The organism is Bacillus cereus (genome assembly GCF_002567495.1).
Classification (GTDB): Bacteria; Bacillota; Bacilli; order Bacillales; family Bacillaceae_G; genus Bacillus_A; species Bacillus_A cereus_AQ.
Genome location: NZ_NVAP01000012.1, coordinates 84180 through 99028, shown reverse-complemented (window position 1 = coordinate 99028; position 14849 = coordinate 84180). Strand labels below are relative to the sequence as shown.

Here is a 14849-nt window from a genome sequence, read left to right as displayed (position 1 = left end):
AAGAAAAAATTAATTTTATCAACAGAAATTAACAAAATGTGACAATAATCTATTAACGAATCGTATTTTTTGTGTTAATATTCAAAATATAAAGGGTATTCGTCGTATGGAAATGGAGGGAATGGAGGTTTTTCCAATCGATAAGGATATTAAAGAAATATTTTGTTCACACTTGAAAAACAATAGGCACCAATTCGTAGAGAACTGGAAAAACAAAATGATAATTTCCGATAAAGATCCATTTAAACTAGAGGCAGTTCAAAATGGAGAGGATTTACTAGAGTTAATTATCGAACTTACTATGGAAGATAAAGATATAAATTATCTTCAACCGTTATGCGAGAAAATTGCTATTGAACGTGCTGGGGCAGATGCGAATATTGGAGATTTTGTTTATAACGCAAACGTGGGAAGAAATGAACTTTTCGAAGCGATGTGTGAATTAGAAGTTAGCGCTCGTGAATTGAAACCAATTATGGCAAAAATACATACTTGTTTTGACAAATTAATTTATTATACCGTTTTAAAATACTCGGAAATTATATCGAAGAATTTAGAGGAAAAACAGCAATATATTAACGAGACACATAAAGAAAGGCTGACAATTTTAGGGCAAATGTCAGCTAGTTTTGTACATGAATTTCGTAATCCACTTACTTCCATTATGGGATTTGTCAAATTATTAAAGGCAGATCATCCGAGTTTATCGTATTTAGATATTATTTCGCATGAATTAGATCAATTAAATTTTCGTATTTCGCAATTTTTACTCGTATCAAAAAAAGAAATGTGGAATGAATCGGAACGGTTTTGGCTTAATGACTTGTTTCAAGACATTATACAATTTTTATATCCGAGTTTGGTCAATGCGAATGTTTCAATTGAAAAGAATTTACCGTATCCAATTCCGCTTGTTGGCTATCGAAGTGAAGTGAGACAAGTATTTTTAAACATATTAATGAATTCAATTGATGCTCTTGAATCAATGAAAGAAGAACGAAAAATTATCATTGATGTATTTGAAGAAGATCAAGCTATTCGAATTGTGATAAAAAATAATGGACCAATGATTCCAGCTGAAAATGTAGAAACGATTTTTGAGCCGTTTGTAACTACTAAAAAGTTAGGAACTGGTATTGGCTTATTTGTATGTAAACAAATTGTAGAAAAACATAATGGGTCCATTATGTGTCGATCAGATAACGATTGGACAGAATTTCAAATTGCATTTCAAAAATAAACAGTCTACACCAAATAAATGGTGTAGACTGTTTTAATTCGTGAGTATAACGGCTTCTAATTTAGGATCTTTAGTTGAATAACCTACTATTGAAATTGTATAAATAACATTCGGTTCAACATTGAATTTTGGTATAGTCAATAAAACGTTTTTATTATCTGCGAGTGAAATTTCAATATCTGCTGTACCGGGACTAACTTGCAAAAAATCTGTTATTTGTTTAAAGAGTACATTTTCAAATAAATGATCCCCATCTTTTAAATCTACATTTACAACAGGGGTATCTGGAGAGAAATGTGCAAAGCGTATTTTGGCTTGACCAGCGGGTAAATGTGTATTATCAAGTATAGGCTGTAATTGTAGGTGATTATCACTATTTATTGCAGCAAGAGTATACGTATGATTGCCCATTATTGGTACTAAAGCTGAAAAGATTGGAGTTTCATTTCCAACAGGGATAATATCTATACGATATTTACCTTGCACTAATGATAAATAGGGACTGAATTGCTTAAATGAAATATTTTTAATAACCTTTTGTCCGTTTACTAAAATATCAACCGCCGGTGTATTTGGATTGGCATGAAAAACTCTTATATGTGACGGTAAAGCAGCTTCTTGTGAATCTCTTGTTTCATATGCCTGTACAAGTTTTGTAAGTGCATCGTAATATTTCATATATAATTCTATATACTTTTTAGGATTACGAAACTGATAGTAACGTGCGAGCTGTTCGTATTGCGTAACTTCTTGTCCATATTTTTCGATTTCAGATTGAGACATGAACATTCCTCCTTTGTCATCATTAAAACTATATGCGGAGCAAGAAAGAGGTTATGCGAAAAAAGTTGATTTTATAAAGGGAAAAATTAAAAATTGATAACAAATATGTTGTCATAAAGAGGTGCTGGTGCTTACAAGTATTTCGCTGAGTAAAGTAGTACGTATGACTGCACGAAAGTAAAAACATATAAATGCCAAATTGTAAGTGCATTTCAATTAACATATTGTATACATGTCCAAAAATCGCTAGAAAACTAGGGATTTTTTAAATTATAGGCAAATACACATACAAAGTGATAATTGTCCTACATAAATTATAAAGGAAAGGTAGTTTGAATCTGAGGAAAGGGGTGTCACTTCGGGATAGGAATATCCTGATAGTAATTGTGGATGAAGTTATGAAGAGGTTTTGTGTGATAGGTTGTAGGATGAATTTGTACATTTGATTTTTCTATTTGTTTTAGCAATTGACAGTATTAACCCATAAGTGAGCGTCATGACGAACTGATTAGTGTGGTTAATCGGTTCTTTTTTTATAGTTTAAAATTGAAAAGTTTACATATTGAATATGGATCTGAACTCATTAGTAAGGTGGAGTTGTCGAAATTTGTTTTAAAATATGCAAAGTAAAGTAGGGTGATGGGAAGGAGTTTCACGGGAGCTCCGTCGAAGTTTACAGAATGTCGGCATTTGAGGGAAGCTGGCATTATGCTATAAAAACATTTGTTGATGTAGTCATTTCATATAAAGGGAGGGTTATTTGGGCGTATAGAAAAGGGTTGGTCTTCATTTTAAGTTCTGAATTTTCTGTTTTATAAATATTTTTTAGCACTCATTTGTATATTTTATAATAGTTTTTTGATAAATTCACTGCTTTTGCAGAGGATTCTTTTTTATGAAAGAAACGTCAATTTTCTTCATATATATATACAAATTGGAGAAATGGGGGAGCGCTATGCGCGATTACTTAATTAAACCACTTGTTGGTCAGCCGTATCCAATGATTTCACATGGAAAAGGTGTGTATTTGTATGATCAAAACGGTAATAAATATTTTGATGGTTCGTCAGGAGCAATTACGGCAGGTATTGGGCATGGCGTACAGGAGATTGCAGACGTTATTAAAAAGCAAGCTGAGGAGATTGCTTTCGTTTATAGATCACAGTTTACGAGTGAACCAGCTGAAAAATTAGCGAAGAAGTTAAGTGATTTAAGTGTAGGAGATTTGAACTGGAGTTTTTTTGTAAATAGCGGTACGGAAGCGAATGAAACAGCAATGAAAATTGCAATTCAGCATTTTCAAGAGCGAGGTATTCAAGGGAAACATAAAATTTTATCAAGATGGATGAGTTATCACGGTATTACGATGGGTGCTTTATCGATGTCTGGGCATCCACTACGTAGACAACGTTTCGTATCTATTTTGGAAGATTATCCGACTATCCCAGCTCCATATTGTTTCAGATGTCCTGTTCAAAAGGTATATCCAACTTGTCAGCTGGCATGTGCGACTGAACTAGAAAGATCAATTGAAAGAATTGGTGCAGAGCATATTGCTGCTTTTATTGCTGAGCCGATTATTGGAGCAGCTGGAGGAGCGGTTGTTCCGCCGAAAGACTATTATAAAGTCATTAAAGATATTTGTAATCATTACGATATTTTATTTATTGCGGATGAAGTAATGACTGGGCTTGGTCGTACTGGAGCATGGTTTGCGATGGAGCATTGGGGGGTAGAACCGGATATTATGACACTTGGTAAAGGATTAGGAGCGGGATATACACCGATGGCAGCGACAGTTGTAAGTGATCGTGTTATGGAACCAATATTACGCGGATCACGTTCAGTAATGAGCGGTCATACGTTAAGTGCAAATCCATTGTCTGCAGCAACGGCTTTAGCTGTTATTGAATATATGGAGAAACATAATCTACCTGAAAAAACAGCAGAAAAAGGAGAGTATTTAATAAAAGGCTTACAGAAAGTTCAACAACAATCGACGATCATTGCTGATGTGCGCGGAAAAGGGTTGCTGATCGGAGTAGAATTGCAACCGTTTACAAAAGCATCAGAACTTATTTCAGTTGCAGCTAAAAATGGCCTGCTTTTATACCAAGCTGTTTCAGGGCAAGCAGGAAAAGAAGATAGTGCACTGCTTGTAGCACCGCCAATGACAACTACATATTCCGAGTTAGATGAATTACTTTCAATTTTTTCTAAAAGTGTGGAAGAGATGATGCAAAAAGGAGGGCATAGTATCGCATGACAACTATTACAAATACATTCGGTAAATTAAAAGAAATTGAGGAAGTAATTTCTTTGTTCCATGATGATATGACATTAATGTTTGGGGGATTTGGGGGGATTGGATCCCCTCCATCTTTAATACAGGCAATTTTAGAAAAAGGCGTTACAAATTTAAATTTGATTGGAAATGACACTGGATTTCCTGATGTAGGTATCGGTCGTCTTGTTACAAATGAAAGAGTTAAATCATTAATTACTTCTCACATTGGCTCCAATCCAAATGCAGGAAGACAACTAAACGAGGGAAGATTACAAATTGAGTTTTCTCCGCAAGGAACATTAGCAGAGCGTATTCGTGCCGGGGGCGTTGGTCTTGGTGGTGTTTTAGTTGATGTTGGTATTGATACGATTGTGGAAGAGGGAAAACGAACAGTTGAAATGAATGGAAAGACATATTTAGTTGAACCGGCATTAACTGCTGAAGTTTCGATTGTATATGCGAAAAAGGCAGATCCGTTTGGTAACCTTGTATTTGACAAAAGTGCACGAAATATGAATCCTCACGTAGCTATGGCTGGTGATATAACAATTGTAGAAGCAGAAGAAATAGTCCCGCTAGGAAGTTTAGATCCAGAGGAAATTGTCGTTCCAGGTGTTTTCGTAAATTATATTGTACCGTCGGAAGGAGTGAACTGGAAATGGGTATGGGCATAGAAGTGAGAGATAAGATTGCTAGGCGTGCGGCGAAAGAAATACAAAATGGTATGATTGTGAATTTAGGTATTGGCATACCATCGCTTGTACCGAATCATTTGCCTGACGATATAAATGTTATGTTTCATGCGGAAAATGGAATTGTCGGTATGGGACCGACGCCAAGTAAAGGGAATGAAGACGAAAATTTGTGTAACGCAGCAGGTTTACCAACTTCTCTTATAACAGGAGCGAGTTATTTCGATAGCTGCACAGCGTTTGGAATGATTCGAAAAGGTTTGCTAGATATAACGATTCTTGGTTCATTACAGGTAAGTGAAAATGGTGATTTAGCGAACTGGATTGTACCTGGAAAACGTGTTCCAGGCATCGGTGGAGCAATGGATTTAGCACAAAAAGCGAAGCGGGTCGTTGTTGTGATGAATCATGTTGATAAATACGGAAATGCAAAAATTGTTTCAGAGTGTACATTGCCATTAACTTCAAAGAAATGTGTAGATGTAATTATTACTGAAATGGCAGTCATGGAGGTAACTCCGAGTGGACTTATATTACAGGAATTAATGAGCCCATACACAGTAGAAGATATAAAACGACATACAGAAGCTGATTTTCAAATTAGTTCTAACTTACTAGTAATTGAATGAAGGGAGATGTAATATATGGAGCAACTAAAAAAGCAAGTTTGTGATTACATTGAAAGCCATGAAGAGGAAAGTGTGAAATTTTTAAAGCGATTAATTCAAGAAAAGAGCGTATCTGGTGATGAAAGTGGTGCGCAGGCAATTGTGATTGAAAAATTACGTGAATTAGGTTTAGACCTCGATATTTGGGAGCCTTCTTTTTCTAAAATGAAAGACCATCCTTATTTTGTATCACCCCGTACAAGTTTTTCAGATAGCCCAAATATTGTAGCAACTTTAAAAGGAAGTGGCGACGGGAAATCTATGATATTAAATGGGCATATTGATGTAGTTCCAGAAGGGGATGTGAATCAGTGGGAACACCATCCTTATAGCGGTGAGAAAATAGGGAATCGTATATATGGCCGTGGAACGACGGATATGAAAGGCGGAAATGTCGCACTTATGCTTGCGATGGAAGCCATCATTGAATCTAGCATTGAATTAAAAGGAGACATCTATTTTCAAAGTGTAATAGAAGAGGAAAGTGGCGGAGCAGGAACATTAGCGACTATATTACGAGGATATAAGGCAGATGGAGTCATTATTCCAGAGCCAACTAATATGAAGTTTTTCCCAAAACAACAAGGCTCTATGTGGTTTCGTCTACGTGTAAAAGGGAAAGCAGCACACGGTGGAACGCGTTATGAAGGGGTTAGTGCAATTGAAAAAAGTATGTTTGTTATAGAACATGTAAGAAAGCTAGAGGAGAAAAGAAATAGTCGAATCACAGATCCGTTATTTAAAGGGATTCCGATTCCAATTCCAATTAACATTGGGAAAATTGAAGGAGGGAGTTGGCCAAGTTCTGTTCCCGATGAATTAATTTTAGAAGGAAGATGTGGTGTTGCGCCGAATGAGACTATAGAGGCGGCAAAAGAGGAGTTTGAGAATTGGATTGCTGAATTAAATGATGTGGACAATTGGTTTGTTGAAAATCCAGTAGAAGTAGAATGGTTTGGAGCGAGATGGGTTCCTGGTGAATTAGAAGAAAATCATGAACTCATAACAACACTTCAGCATAACTTTGTTGAAATCGAAGGGAACGAACCAATTATTGAAGCATCACCATGGGGGACTGATGGAGGTTTATTTACACAAATCTCAGGCGTACCAACTATAGTATTTGGTCCAGGGGAGACGAAAGTAGCACACTATCCAAACGAATATATAGAAGTTGATAAAATGATAGCTGCCGCAAAAATTATTGCATGTACATTACTAGATTGGTGTGAGGTGAAAAAATGAAATACTATGAATCTTTTAGAGAACAGACGAACTGTTATACAGTAGAAGGCGTTTTAGATTATTTTAATAAACGTATCCGAGTAGACCACTATACAGGAAATGTTGAAAGTATTATACAAACAATTGACAAGCTAGCAGAGAAACATTCTTTCACTAAATGTATTATTAAAGGAAAGGGAGAGCATGTTTCAACATGGCTCTCTTTCGGTTTTTTGCTGGAAGCAACGATACCTCATTATTTTCAAGGACACGATGCATACTTTTTTGTGAAATATAATCATGATGAAAGACGCAATAGTATGCATTGGACTGAGGAAGATACTATATTAAGCGGTGTAAAAGGAAAAGAAATAAAAGAAAAAGCAGTTCCAGAGAAATTTCTGCTGAGAAAAGCGACTGAAGAAGATGCAGAAGAATTAGCAACTGTCTTCGGAAAAGTATTTGAAGTATATCCGACACCTTTAAATGAAGCGAGTTATGTATTACAGACGATGAAAGAAGACGATACAATTTACTACGTGTATGAATTTGAGGGGAAAATTATTAGTACAGCATCTGCAGAAATGAACATAAAAGAAGGGAATGCAGAATTAACAAATTGTGCTACCTTACCGGAATATCGTAAACATGGATTTATGAAAAGTTTACTAATTAAATTAGAGGAAGAGCTTCGAGAAAGATCTATTTTCTGCTCCTATACAATTGCTCGATCGCTTTCTTTCGGAATGAATGCTGCCTTTCATCAGTTAGGCTATACGTATACAGGAAGACTGGCGAATAATTGCTACATTTTCGATAAGTTGGAAGATATGAATATATGGGTGAAAGATTTATCTAGCTATTCGAAAGCAGTAAAACTCCAGCCTCAAAATTCGGCTGTAAAGCAAAGAAGTTAGGTGGGAGACGGGTGTTCGAAAAAGCCACACTGATTAGAGTTTTGCTTTATCGAATTAAAAAATAAAATTCATCAAAATTATAGAACGGAATCGTCATGCTTACAATCGCACATAGGTATGCCGAAAATCCGGCATGTAATTGCTGAATTTTCGGCAAGAGGGGGGATGACATTGCTAGCAGTTTCGACACAAGAAGTCATTGAAGCGATTTTGGGCAGTATTGATGAGGCTATACACGCTGTAGATGAAAACGGTATTACAATATTTTATAATTCTGTAGCTGCAAAACACGATGGATCCAAGATTGAAAAAGTGTTAGGAAAGCATTTGTTAGAAGTGTTCCCATCTTTATCAAGGGAAACGAGTACATTGATGAAAGTATTAGATACAAAAAAACCTATCGTACATCAAGTGCAGCATTATCAAAATTTAAATGGTGAAGATGTTTGTACAGTAAATACGACGTTACCTATTTTTATAGATGGGAATATAGCTGGAGCTGTTGAAATTGCAAAGGATTACTCTACAATTCAAAAGCTTACTGACACAATTGTTGATTTGCAGTCGAAAATAAAGCGATCATCTAGAAAAAAAATGATTAAAAAGCATGCTGCATTTGAGACGATAGTGACAAATGATACGCGGTTTAAACAGACGAAAGAGTTAGCACAAAAAGTAGCACCAACAGACGCGAATGTTTTAATATATGGTGAAACAGGAACAGGAAAAGAACTGTTCGTACAAGCAATTCATGAAGCTTCTAAAAGAAAAAACAAGCCATTTATTGCACAAAACTGTGCAGCTTTACCTGAGTCATTATTAGAAAGTTTATTGTTTGGAACGACGAAAGGAAGCTATACAGGGGCGATTGAAAGAGCAGGTCTATTTGAACTTGTTGATGGTGGTACATTATTTTTAGATGAACTGAATTCAATGCCTCTTGATCTGCAGGCGAAAATGTTACGAGTGTTAGAAGATGGAGTCATTAGAAGAATTGGTGATAATAAGACGAGAAAAGTAGATGTTCGTGTTATTACCGCAATGAACCAGCCGCCAGAAGTATGTTTACGAGAGAATAAAATTCGCACTGATTTATATTATCGCTTAAATGTATTTTCATTATATATTCCGCCGCTCCGTGAAAGAACTGAGGATGTATTATTATTAGCATCTTATTTTTTGAAAGAATATAATAAAAGTTATAAAAAAGGTGTACTTCAAATTGATGAGGAATCGAAAGATAGACTACAAGCTTATCAGTGGCCTGGAAATGTCCGGGAGTTAAAACATACGATTGAACATGCTGTTATTATTGCAGAGGGGAATACATTAACAGCCAATTGTTTACCGCGTACATTTAGGAAAGAGAAGTTTTCGAAGAAGAAGGGGATAATGCCACTTAGAGAAGCACTTCATCAAACAGAAAAAGAATTAATAGATCAAGCGTTGATTGAAACGGAAGGGAATATATTACAAGCCGCGAAAATGTTAGGTATTCCTCGTCAAACGCTTCAATATAAACTGAGCAAGTACGACAAAACCGCCGAATAATCGGCGGTTTTTGTGTGTTTGCACGAATAAAAGAGCGTTTACATATATAAAAAGTAATGAATATGATGTTAAGTATTGATTTCATACAACGCTTAAAATTATTTTTTCGCTTATGTAATAGGGTTCTCCGCACATTTACTTATCAATAATGTAAAGTTGGCATAACTATTGCTTATATAAAGGATGAGCGTATAAAAAGGGGGAATAGCAATGTTACATGATGTATACAAACCAAATCGTCACTGGAAGGATATCGAATTATGGAAAGCTGTTACTGAAGAGCAATGGAATGATTGGGTTTGGCAATTAACGAATACGATCAAAACGTTAGATGACTTAAGGAAAGTGATTAACTTAACACCTGAAGAAGAAGAGGGCGTTAAAATTTCAACGAAAACGATCCCGTTAAACATTACACCGTACTATGCTTGGCTAATGAATCCTGATGATCCACGCTGTCCGATTCGGATGCAATCAGTACCGATTTCGGAAGAGTTATATAAAACAAAATATGATTTAGAAGATCCGCTTCATGAAGATGAAGATTCACCAGTTCCAGGGTTAACGCATCGTTATCCTGACCGCGTATTATTCTTAGTAACGAATCAATGTTCTATGTATTGTCGTTACTGTACACGCCGTCGTTTTAGTGGACAAATTGGAATGGGCGTACCGAAGAAACAATTAGACGATGCGATTGCTTATATTAGTGAAACACCACAAGTACGTGACGTTTTAATCTCTGGTGGTGACGGTCTTCTAATTAACGATAAAATTTTAGAATACGTATTAAAAAATTTACGAGAGATTCCGCATGTTGAAATTATTCGTATCGGAACGAGAGCACCGGTAGTATTCCCGCAACGTATTACAGAAAATTTATGTAACATTATTAAAAAGTACCATCCAGTATGGTTAAATACACATTTCAACACTTCTATTGAAATTACAGAGGAATCGAAAAAGGCATGTGAAATGTTAGCGAATGCTGGTGTTCCAGTCGGAAACCAAGCAGTAATTTTAGCTGGTATTAACGACAGCGTTCCAATTATGAAAAAACTTATGCATGACTTAGTAAAAATCCGTGTACGTCCATATTACATTTATCAATGTGACTTATCTGAAGGTATCGGTCACTTCCGTGCACCAGTATCTAAAGGTCTTGAAATTATTGAAGGTTTACGTGGACACACATCTGGTTATGCTGTTCCGACATTCGTTGTTGATGCGCCAGGTGGAGGCGGTAAAATTGCACTTCAACCAAACTATTTAATCTCACAAAGTGCAGATAAAGTTGTACTTCGTAACTTTGAAGGTGTTATTACGACGTATCCAGAGCCAGAGAGCTACATCCCAGGAAGAGCGGAAGGATACTTTAAAGAGATTTATCCGAACTACGAAGAAAAACGTTCAGATGTGGGTATTGCAGGTCTTATGAGCGATAAGAAATTTAACCTCGTTCCAGACGATTTACAGCGTATGAACCGTCGTAAAGACTATGAAGATAATGAAACGCATGCATCTTTAAAAGATAAACGTGATAAGCGAGATCAATTAAAAGATAAAAAATATCAATCGCAAATGGCTAAATTAGAAGAAAACGACAAAAAAACTGAGGGTGATGCAGTATGAATTGTATGTGGTGTGACAGTACAGAAGCGAAAGAAAGCTTGAATACTGTGTATTGGGAACTACCAGATGGTACGAAAGCCATTGAAATCCAAAAGACACCATGTATTTCTTGTTCCTCGTGCGGAATGGACTATCAATCAGACCATACTGTAAAAGAAATTGAAGATCAGTTGTTTTTAATTTATACGAAAGACTTGCCAAAACAACTAACATATGAAGAATTAATGGGAAGACCAAGACTATTAAAAAGAAATTATTTCGACTTTTAACCAGCTTTTATGCTGGTTTTTTTCTTTTTTGCCTTGTATAATGTACCCAAGTTAGAAAGGTAGGGAATATTTTTGAAAAAGACATTTTACCATTATATGATGAAGCATCGTGCAGCTTTATTTAGAAATGAAATTTCAGATTTAGCAGAGGCGATGTATGATGATTTAAGTTTTCCGAAGCAATCTGAAGACTATGATGAAATTAGTTCATACTTAGAGTTGAGCGGAATGCTAGAAAGTATGTCTATATTTGATGAAGCCTGGGATTTATACATACAAGATAGATAAAAGCTATTTAAAAGCATACAGAATACATTACTTTTTTAAAGTGAAGTATTCTGTATGTTTTTTTATACGAAATTGATTGATTGGAAGCTAGTCTAGTTACTAGCGTTTTTTTGAGTTTCACATAAATTTTTATGAAATGATATTTTTTATTGAAAAAATTTATGAATATATGCTTCTGTGATAAGCGTTTTTATGTAGGTTGCATATACTGTTATCAAAATCACGACGTCAAAAAAAGGAGAGATAGAGATGGCAAGAAAAAAACAACCTAAATACAACGTAGGGGACATAGTCGTGATTACGCTATATGGAACCGTTGGGAAAATCACAAATATGAAGGTTTTAGATGGAGTTTATGTATACGAAGTCAATAATCACGATGGATTTTATGTAGAGCAAACATTGCAGCACGTTACTGAGCAAGATATGAAAAAGGGCGATACGGAGTGGATTGAATTAAATTATAATTTCACGTTTGGTGATCTCGTGCAAGTAACTGGGTATGATAAAGATGTTTTCCGTATTGTTGGTTTTCGTACAGAAGTATGGAGATATAAGAATGACGCATGGGAAGATACAATATATGAATTGTCACGGATTACGGATGGTGAATGGTTAGAAGCGGATGAATCAGATTTAACGTTACTTGCCAATGCTCAAACGGCAAATGCAATTTTGAAGAAAATGAAACAAGATAAAGCAGGTATGAATAAATTAGATTTAGGAAAGTTAAAGTCAATTAACAACTCGAAAAAAGTGAGTGTTAAGACGAATCGTCAAGAAATCATTGATGGGTTACTTGATATTTATAACGATTATCAATTATTGTTCGATACATTTAAAGATGAAGAATATAAAATTGTAATGGATGTTGTTCATAATTATTTAGTTAAATTGACAGAGAAAAAATAGTTAACTAGAAAGAGAGAATAAATTGAACAACAACATATGCAGTATAAGGTATGCCTACAACTATTAAAAAAATAAAAAGCCACTTTATAAGAGAGTCTGCCCATTGATCTTCATGCATGAACTCTTCTTTTGTTTGTCCTACTTCATATTGATTTTCCATTATTATTTCCCCCTTTGAATAGCTTGTACTACAATCGTATGCACCTTGTCCAAATGATATGACCTATAAAAAATAAAAACTATTTTTCTAATCTCATATACATAATTTTGAGATTTTTTCATAAAACAGAAATAAAGGAGTGATGCTCATGAAGGAAATTGAAGTCGTAATTGATACGGAAGAGATTGCGGAGTTTTTTTATGAGCAACTAATTGAAAGAGGGTACGTCCCGAAACGAGAAGAAATTGAAGATCTCGCAGATATTACATTCGAGTATTTACTAGAGAAATGCATGATTGATGAAGTTTTTGATGAAGAGGATGAATGAAAGTAACGACGGGCTTAACTCGTCGTTTTTTACTATTTACAAACCTGTCACAAATATAGACGATAATTATTGGTATAATTAAAAGAAAATTTTACTCAAGAGGTGAAGGGATGTTCAAAAAAATTATTGATTCTTTATTAGGAAAGAAAAAATATCGTTCGTATTCAAGTAGTGATTATCGTCGTAAAGGGCGCTCGTATTCAAGTAGCGATTATAAACGACGTTCATCTGGTTATGGACATCAACATTATAAAAGAAAACGTAAAAGCCGTAGCTTCTTTTCAAGTAGCTGATGAAATGGCGTCGTGTACTAGCTTTATTTGATAGACCACTACGAAAAAATACAATCGTTGCAGAACGTTATAAAATTGAATCAGTAATTGGAATGGGCAGTTATGGGGTCACATATGTCGTTAATGATTTACAAATAAATAGATATAAAGTCTTAAAACAATTAAGACAAAGTAAACAAAGATATGCGTCTGGTAGAAAATCATTTGAACAAGAGAAAATGATGTTACAAACATTAAATCATCATGCAATTCCTAGTCTATATGACCATTTCATATGGGAGAAAAAGAGCTTTTTTGTGATGGAGTACATGCCTGGTGAAAATTTCGAAGATTATATTTTCATAGATGGGTATGTATATACAGAACGTGAAGTGTTTGAAATTTTATATGAAATATTAGAAATTGTATCGGTGTTCCATAGTAAAGGCATTATTCACCGAGATTTACGCATTCCAAACATATTAATGAAAGAAAATCAAATTAGTATTATTGATTTTGGATTGGCTAAATTGAAAGGTGAGGGTGATGAGCGAGCTACAACTTACGAAGGTGAACAAGCTTTGATGCGAGAGGTTCACTTTCGTAGCGACTTTTATGCGCTCGGTCATTTCTCATTATTTTTATTATATGCAGGATATGAATCTATTGAAAAACAAGAAAAACCATGGTATGAAGAGTTAACTTTGGAAAATTATAATCGCGAAATACTTATGCGAATGTTACAAATAAAAACGCCGTACTATGAGAATGTACAAGATTTAAAACAAGATGTAGCTTCTGCTTTAGAAAGGATGGAGACTCCATGTTTCAAAAGTTTTTAGCAAGCGTTGGTATCGGTAGTGCAAAAGTAGATACTGTTCTTGAAAAAGATGAGTATATTGTTGGGGAAGAAATAGTTGGAAAGGTTCATATAACTGGAGGTTCAGTTAGCCAACAAATTGAAAGCATTTACTTAACATTATCGACATCGTACGTACGAGAAGTGGATGATAAAAAAGTAACAGCAACGTATGATTTAGAGCGAGTTCGTTTAACAGAACCTTTTTCTGTAGAACCAAATGAAAAAGTTGAAATTCCATTTTCGTTTCCAATGCCAATTGAAGCACCGCTTACTCTTGGTATGAAAACGGTTTGGATTCATACAGGTCTTGATATTAAACGTAGTATAGACCCAAGTGACCGTGACTACGTTCAAGTGTTGCCAAATGCACTATTGAATAGTGTATTAGATAGTGTACATCAATTAGGTTTTAAAGCGCGTCATATAGAATGTGAAGAATTACCGCATCGATTACGTAAGCAAGTTCCATTTGCGCAAGAATTTGAATTTATTCCTGTTTCTGAAGAGTACTATGGGAAATTAGATGAATTAGAATTATTAATCTTGCCACGCGCTTACGACCGATTAGAAATTATTATGGAAGTAGATAGAAAATCACGTGGATTAGCTGGTTTATTCGCTGAAGCGCTTGATCTTGATGAGAAGGTTATTCGTTTTACTGTAACAAGAGAAGATATCCCTGAGATGAAGCAAAAAATTAACAATTATATTTTTTAATAAACTATGCATAAAAAAGAAATGGAGAGGAAAACTAAAACAACCGC

At 35.0% G+C, this 14849-nt stretch carries 17 protein-coding genes; 15 read left to right on the top strand and 2 right to left on the bottom strand.

What is annotated here, in order from left to right; genetic code table 11:
• Positions 1 to 106: 106 nt before the first annotated feature.
• On the top strand, positions 107 to 1240 hold the full coding sequence (locus COK05_RS06615; protein ID WP_098611944.1) for a BA2291 family sporulation histidine kinase: 1134 nt from the start codon (positions 107 to 109) through the stop codon (positions 1238 to 1240).
• Positions 1241 to 1273: 33 nt separating this feature from the next.
• On the opposite strand, the gene COK05_RS06610 is transcribed toward COK05_RS06615, so the two are convergent.
• The gene (locus tag COK05_RS06610; protein WP_098611943.1) at positions 1274 to 2023 is read right to left on the bottom strand and encodes a DUF4397 domain-containing protein; all 750 of its coding nucleotides are present in this window, start codon (positions 2021 to 2023) and stop codon (positions 1274 to 1276) included.
• Between the two features lie 955 nt (positions 2024 to 2978).
• Here COK05_RS06610 and COK05_RS06605 point away from each other — a divergent pair.
• From COK05_RS06605 to COK05_RS06560, 10 genes are all read left to right on the top strand, one after another.
• Positions 2979 to 4289 carry an aspartate aminotransferase family protein gene (locus COK05_RS06605; protein ID WP_098611942.1) on the top strand — a complete coding sequence of 437 codons (1311 nt, stop codon included), beginning with the start codon at positions 2979 to 2981 and terminating at the stop codon, positions 4287 to 4289.
• Positions 4286 to 4984 (top strand): acetate CoA-transferase subunit alpha, encoded by a 699-nt coding sequence (gene atoD, locus COK05_RS06600; protein WP_098611941.1) that lies wholly within the window; start codon positions 4286 to 4288, stop codon positions 4982 to 4984. The genes COK05_RS06605 and atoD overlap by 4 nt, the downstream gene beginning before the upstream one ends.
• Positions 4969 to 5631 (top strand): CoA transferase subunit B, encoded by a 663-nt coding sequence (locus tag COK05_RS06595; RefSeq protein WP_098611940.1) that lies wholly within the window; start codon positions 4969 to 4971, stop codon positions 5629 to 5631. Before atoD ends, COK05_RS06595 begins: the two co-directional genes overlap by 16 nt.
• A 15-nt stretch (positions 5632 to 5646) precedes the next feature.
• On the top strand, positions 5647 to 6915 hold the full coding sequence (locus COK05_RS06590) for a peptidase (protein WP_098611939.1): 1269 nt from the start codon (positions 5647 to 5649) through the stop codon (positions 6913 to 6915).
• Positions 6912 to 7811 (top strand): putative beta-lysine N-acetyltransferase, encoded by a 900-nt coding sequence (ablB, locus tag COK05_RS06585; protein ID WP_098611938.1) that lies wholly within the window; start codon positions 6912 to 6914, stop codon positions 7809 to 7811. Before COK05_RS06590 ends, ablB begins: the two co-directional genes overlap by 4 nt.
• 165 nt (positions 7812 to 7976) lie before the next feature.
• A complete protein-coding gene (gene rocR / locus COK05_RS06580) occupies positions 7977 to 9362 on the top strand; it encodes an arginine utilization transcriptional regulator RocR (RefSeq protein WP_098611937.1) in 1386 nt (461 codons plus the stop codon).
• 210 nt (positions 9363 to 9572) lie between these two features.
• A complete protein-coding gene (ablA, locus tag COK05_RS06575; RefSeq protein ID WP_098611936.1) occupies positions 9573 to 10994 on the top strand; it encodes a lysine 2,3-aminomutase in 1422 nt (473 codons plus the stop codon).
• Positions 10991 to 11263 (top strand): YokU family protein, encoded by a 273-nt coding sequence (locus COK05_RS06570; protein WP_000995766.1) that lies wholly within the window; start codon positions 10991 to 10993, stop codon positions 11261 to 11263. Before ablA ends, COK05_RS06570 begins: the two co-directional genes overlap by 4 nt.
• 72 nt (positions 11264 to 11335) lie before the next feature.
• Positions 11336 to 11551, top strand: coding sequence for a YozE family protein (locus COK05_RS06565; protein WP_000750717.1), 216 nt, complete (start codon positions 11336 to 11338; stop codon positions 11549 to 11551).
• 249 nt (positions 11552 to 11800) lie between these two features.
• Entirely contained in the window at positions 11801 to 12463 is a 663-nt protein-coding gene (locus tag COK05_RS06560) for a hypothetical protein (RefSeq protein ID WP_000101499.1), read from the top strand.
• A 4-nt stretch (positions 12464 to 12467) separates the two neighbouring features.
• Here the strand turns inward: COK05_RS06560 and COK05_RS06555 are convergent, their stop codons facing one another.
• Positions 12468 to 12623 (bottom strand): DUF3930 family protein, encoded by a 156-nt coding sequence (locus COK05_RS06555; protein ID WP_000431486.1) that lies wholly within the window; start codon positions 12621 to 12623, stop codon positions 12468 to 12470.
• Positions 12624 to 12771: 148 nt separating this feature from the next.
• Between COK05_RS06555 and COK05_RS06550 the strand changes: the two genes are divergently transcribed.
• The 4 genes from COK05_RS06550 to COK05_RS06535 all read left to right on the top strand — a co-directional run bounded on the left by COK05_RS06550 (position 12772) and on the right by COK05_RS06535 (position 14802).
• Positions 12772 to 12951, top strand: a complete 180-nt coding sequence (locus COK05_RS06550) for a YozD family protein (protein ID WP_000658451.1) — start codon at positions 12772 to 12774, stop codon at positions 12949 to 12951.
• Between the two features lie 110 nt (positions 12952 to 13061).
• The gene (locus COK05_RS06545; RefSeq protein WP_141538918.1) at positions 13062 to 13244 is read left to right on the top strand and encodes a hypothetical protein; all 183 of its coding nucleotides are present in this window, start codon (positions 13062 to 13064) and stop codon (positions 13242 to 13244) included.
• Positions 13244 to 14065 (top strand): serine/threonine protein kinase, encoded by an 822-nt coding sequence (locus COK05_RS06540; protein WP_098611934.1) that lies wholly within the window; start codon positions 13244 to 13246, stop codon positions 14063 to 14065. The genes COK05_RS06545 and COK05_RS06540 overlap by 1 nt, the downstream gene beginning before the upstream one ends.
• Positions 14047 to 14802, top strand: coding sequence for a sporulation protein (locus tag COK05_RS06535; RefSeq protein WP_098611933.1), 756 nt, complete (start codon positions 14047 to 14049; stop codon positions 14800 to 14802). The genes COK05_RS06540 and COK05_RS06535 overlap by 19 nt, the downstream gene beginning before the upstream one ends.
• The last annotated feature ends 47 nt before the right edge of the window (positions 14803 to 14849 follow it).

Bases quoted from the DNA above. Each gene is read 5' to 3' on its own strand.
- COK05_RS06560 (WP_000101499.1), top strand. From the start codon at position 11,801: ATGGCAAGAAAAAAACAACCTAAATACAACGTAGGGGACATAGTCGTG.
- COK05_RS06550 (WP_000658451.1), top strand. From the start codon at position 12,772: ATGAAGGAAATTGAAGTCGTAATTGATACGGAAGAGATTGCGGAGTTT.
- COK05_RS06535 (WP_098611933.1), top strand. From the start codon at position 14,047: ATGTTTCAAAAGTTTTTAGCAAGCGTTGGTATCGGTAGTGCAAAAGTA.
- COK05_RS06615 (WP_098611944.1), top strand. From the start codon at position 107: ATGGAAATGGAGGGAATGGAGGTTTTTCCAATCGATAAGGATATTAAA.
- COK05_RS06610 (WP_098611943.1), bottom strand. From the start codon at position 2,023: ATGTCTCAATCTGAAATCGAAAAATATGGACAAGAAGTTACGCAATAC.
- COK05_RS06545 (WP_141538918.1), top strand. From the start codon at position 13,062: ATGTTCAAAAAAATTATTGATTCTTTATTAGGAAAGAAAAAATATCGT.
- COK05_RS06555 (WP_000431486.1), bottom strand. From the start codon at position 12,623: ATGGAAAATCAATATGAAGTAGGACAAACAAAAGAAGAGTTCATGCAT.
- ablA (WP_098611936.1), top strand. From the start codon at position 9,573: ATGTTACATGATGTATACAAACCAAATCGTCACTGGAAGGATATCGAA.
- COK05_RS06570 (WP_000995766.1), top strand. From the start codon at position 10,991: ATGAATTGTATGTGGTGTGACAGTACAGAAGCGAAAGAAAGCTTGAAT.
- ablB (WP_098611938.1), top strand. From the start codon at position 6,912: ATGAAATACTATGAATCTTTTAGAGAACAGACGAACTGTTATACAGTA.
- atoD (WP_098611941.1), top strand. From the start codon at position 4,286: ATGACAACTATTACAAATACATTCGGTAAATTAAAAGAAATTGAGGAA.
- rocR (WP_098611937.1), top strand. From the start codon at position 7,977: ATGACATTGCTAGCAGTTTCGACACAAGAAGTCATTGAAGCGATTTTG.
- COK05_RS06540 (WP_098611934.1), top strand. From the start codon at position 13,244: ATGAAATGGCGTCGTGTACTAGCTTTATTTGATAGACCACTACGAAAA.
- COK05_RS06595 (WP_098611940.1), top strand. From the start codon at position 4,969: ATGGGTATGGGCATAGAAGTGAGAGATAAGATTGCTAGGCGTGCGGCG.
- COK05_RS06590 (WP_098611939.1), top strand. From the start codon at position 5,647: ATGGAGCAACTAAAAAAGCAAGTTTGTGATTACATTGAAAGCCATGAA.
- COK05_RS06605 (WP_098611942.1), top strand. From the start codon at position 2,979: ATGCGCGATTACTTAATTAAACCACTTGTTGGTCAGCCGTATCCAATG.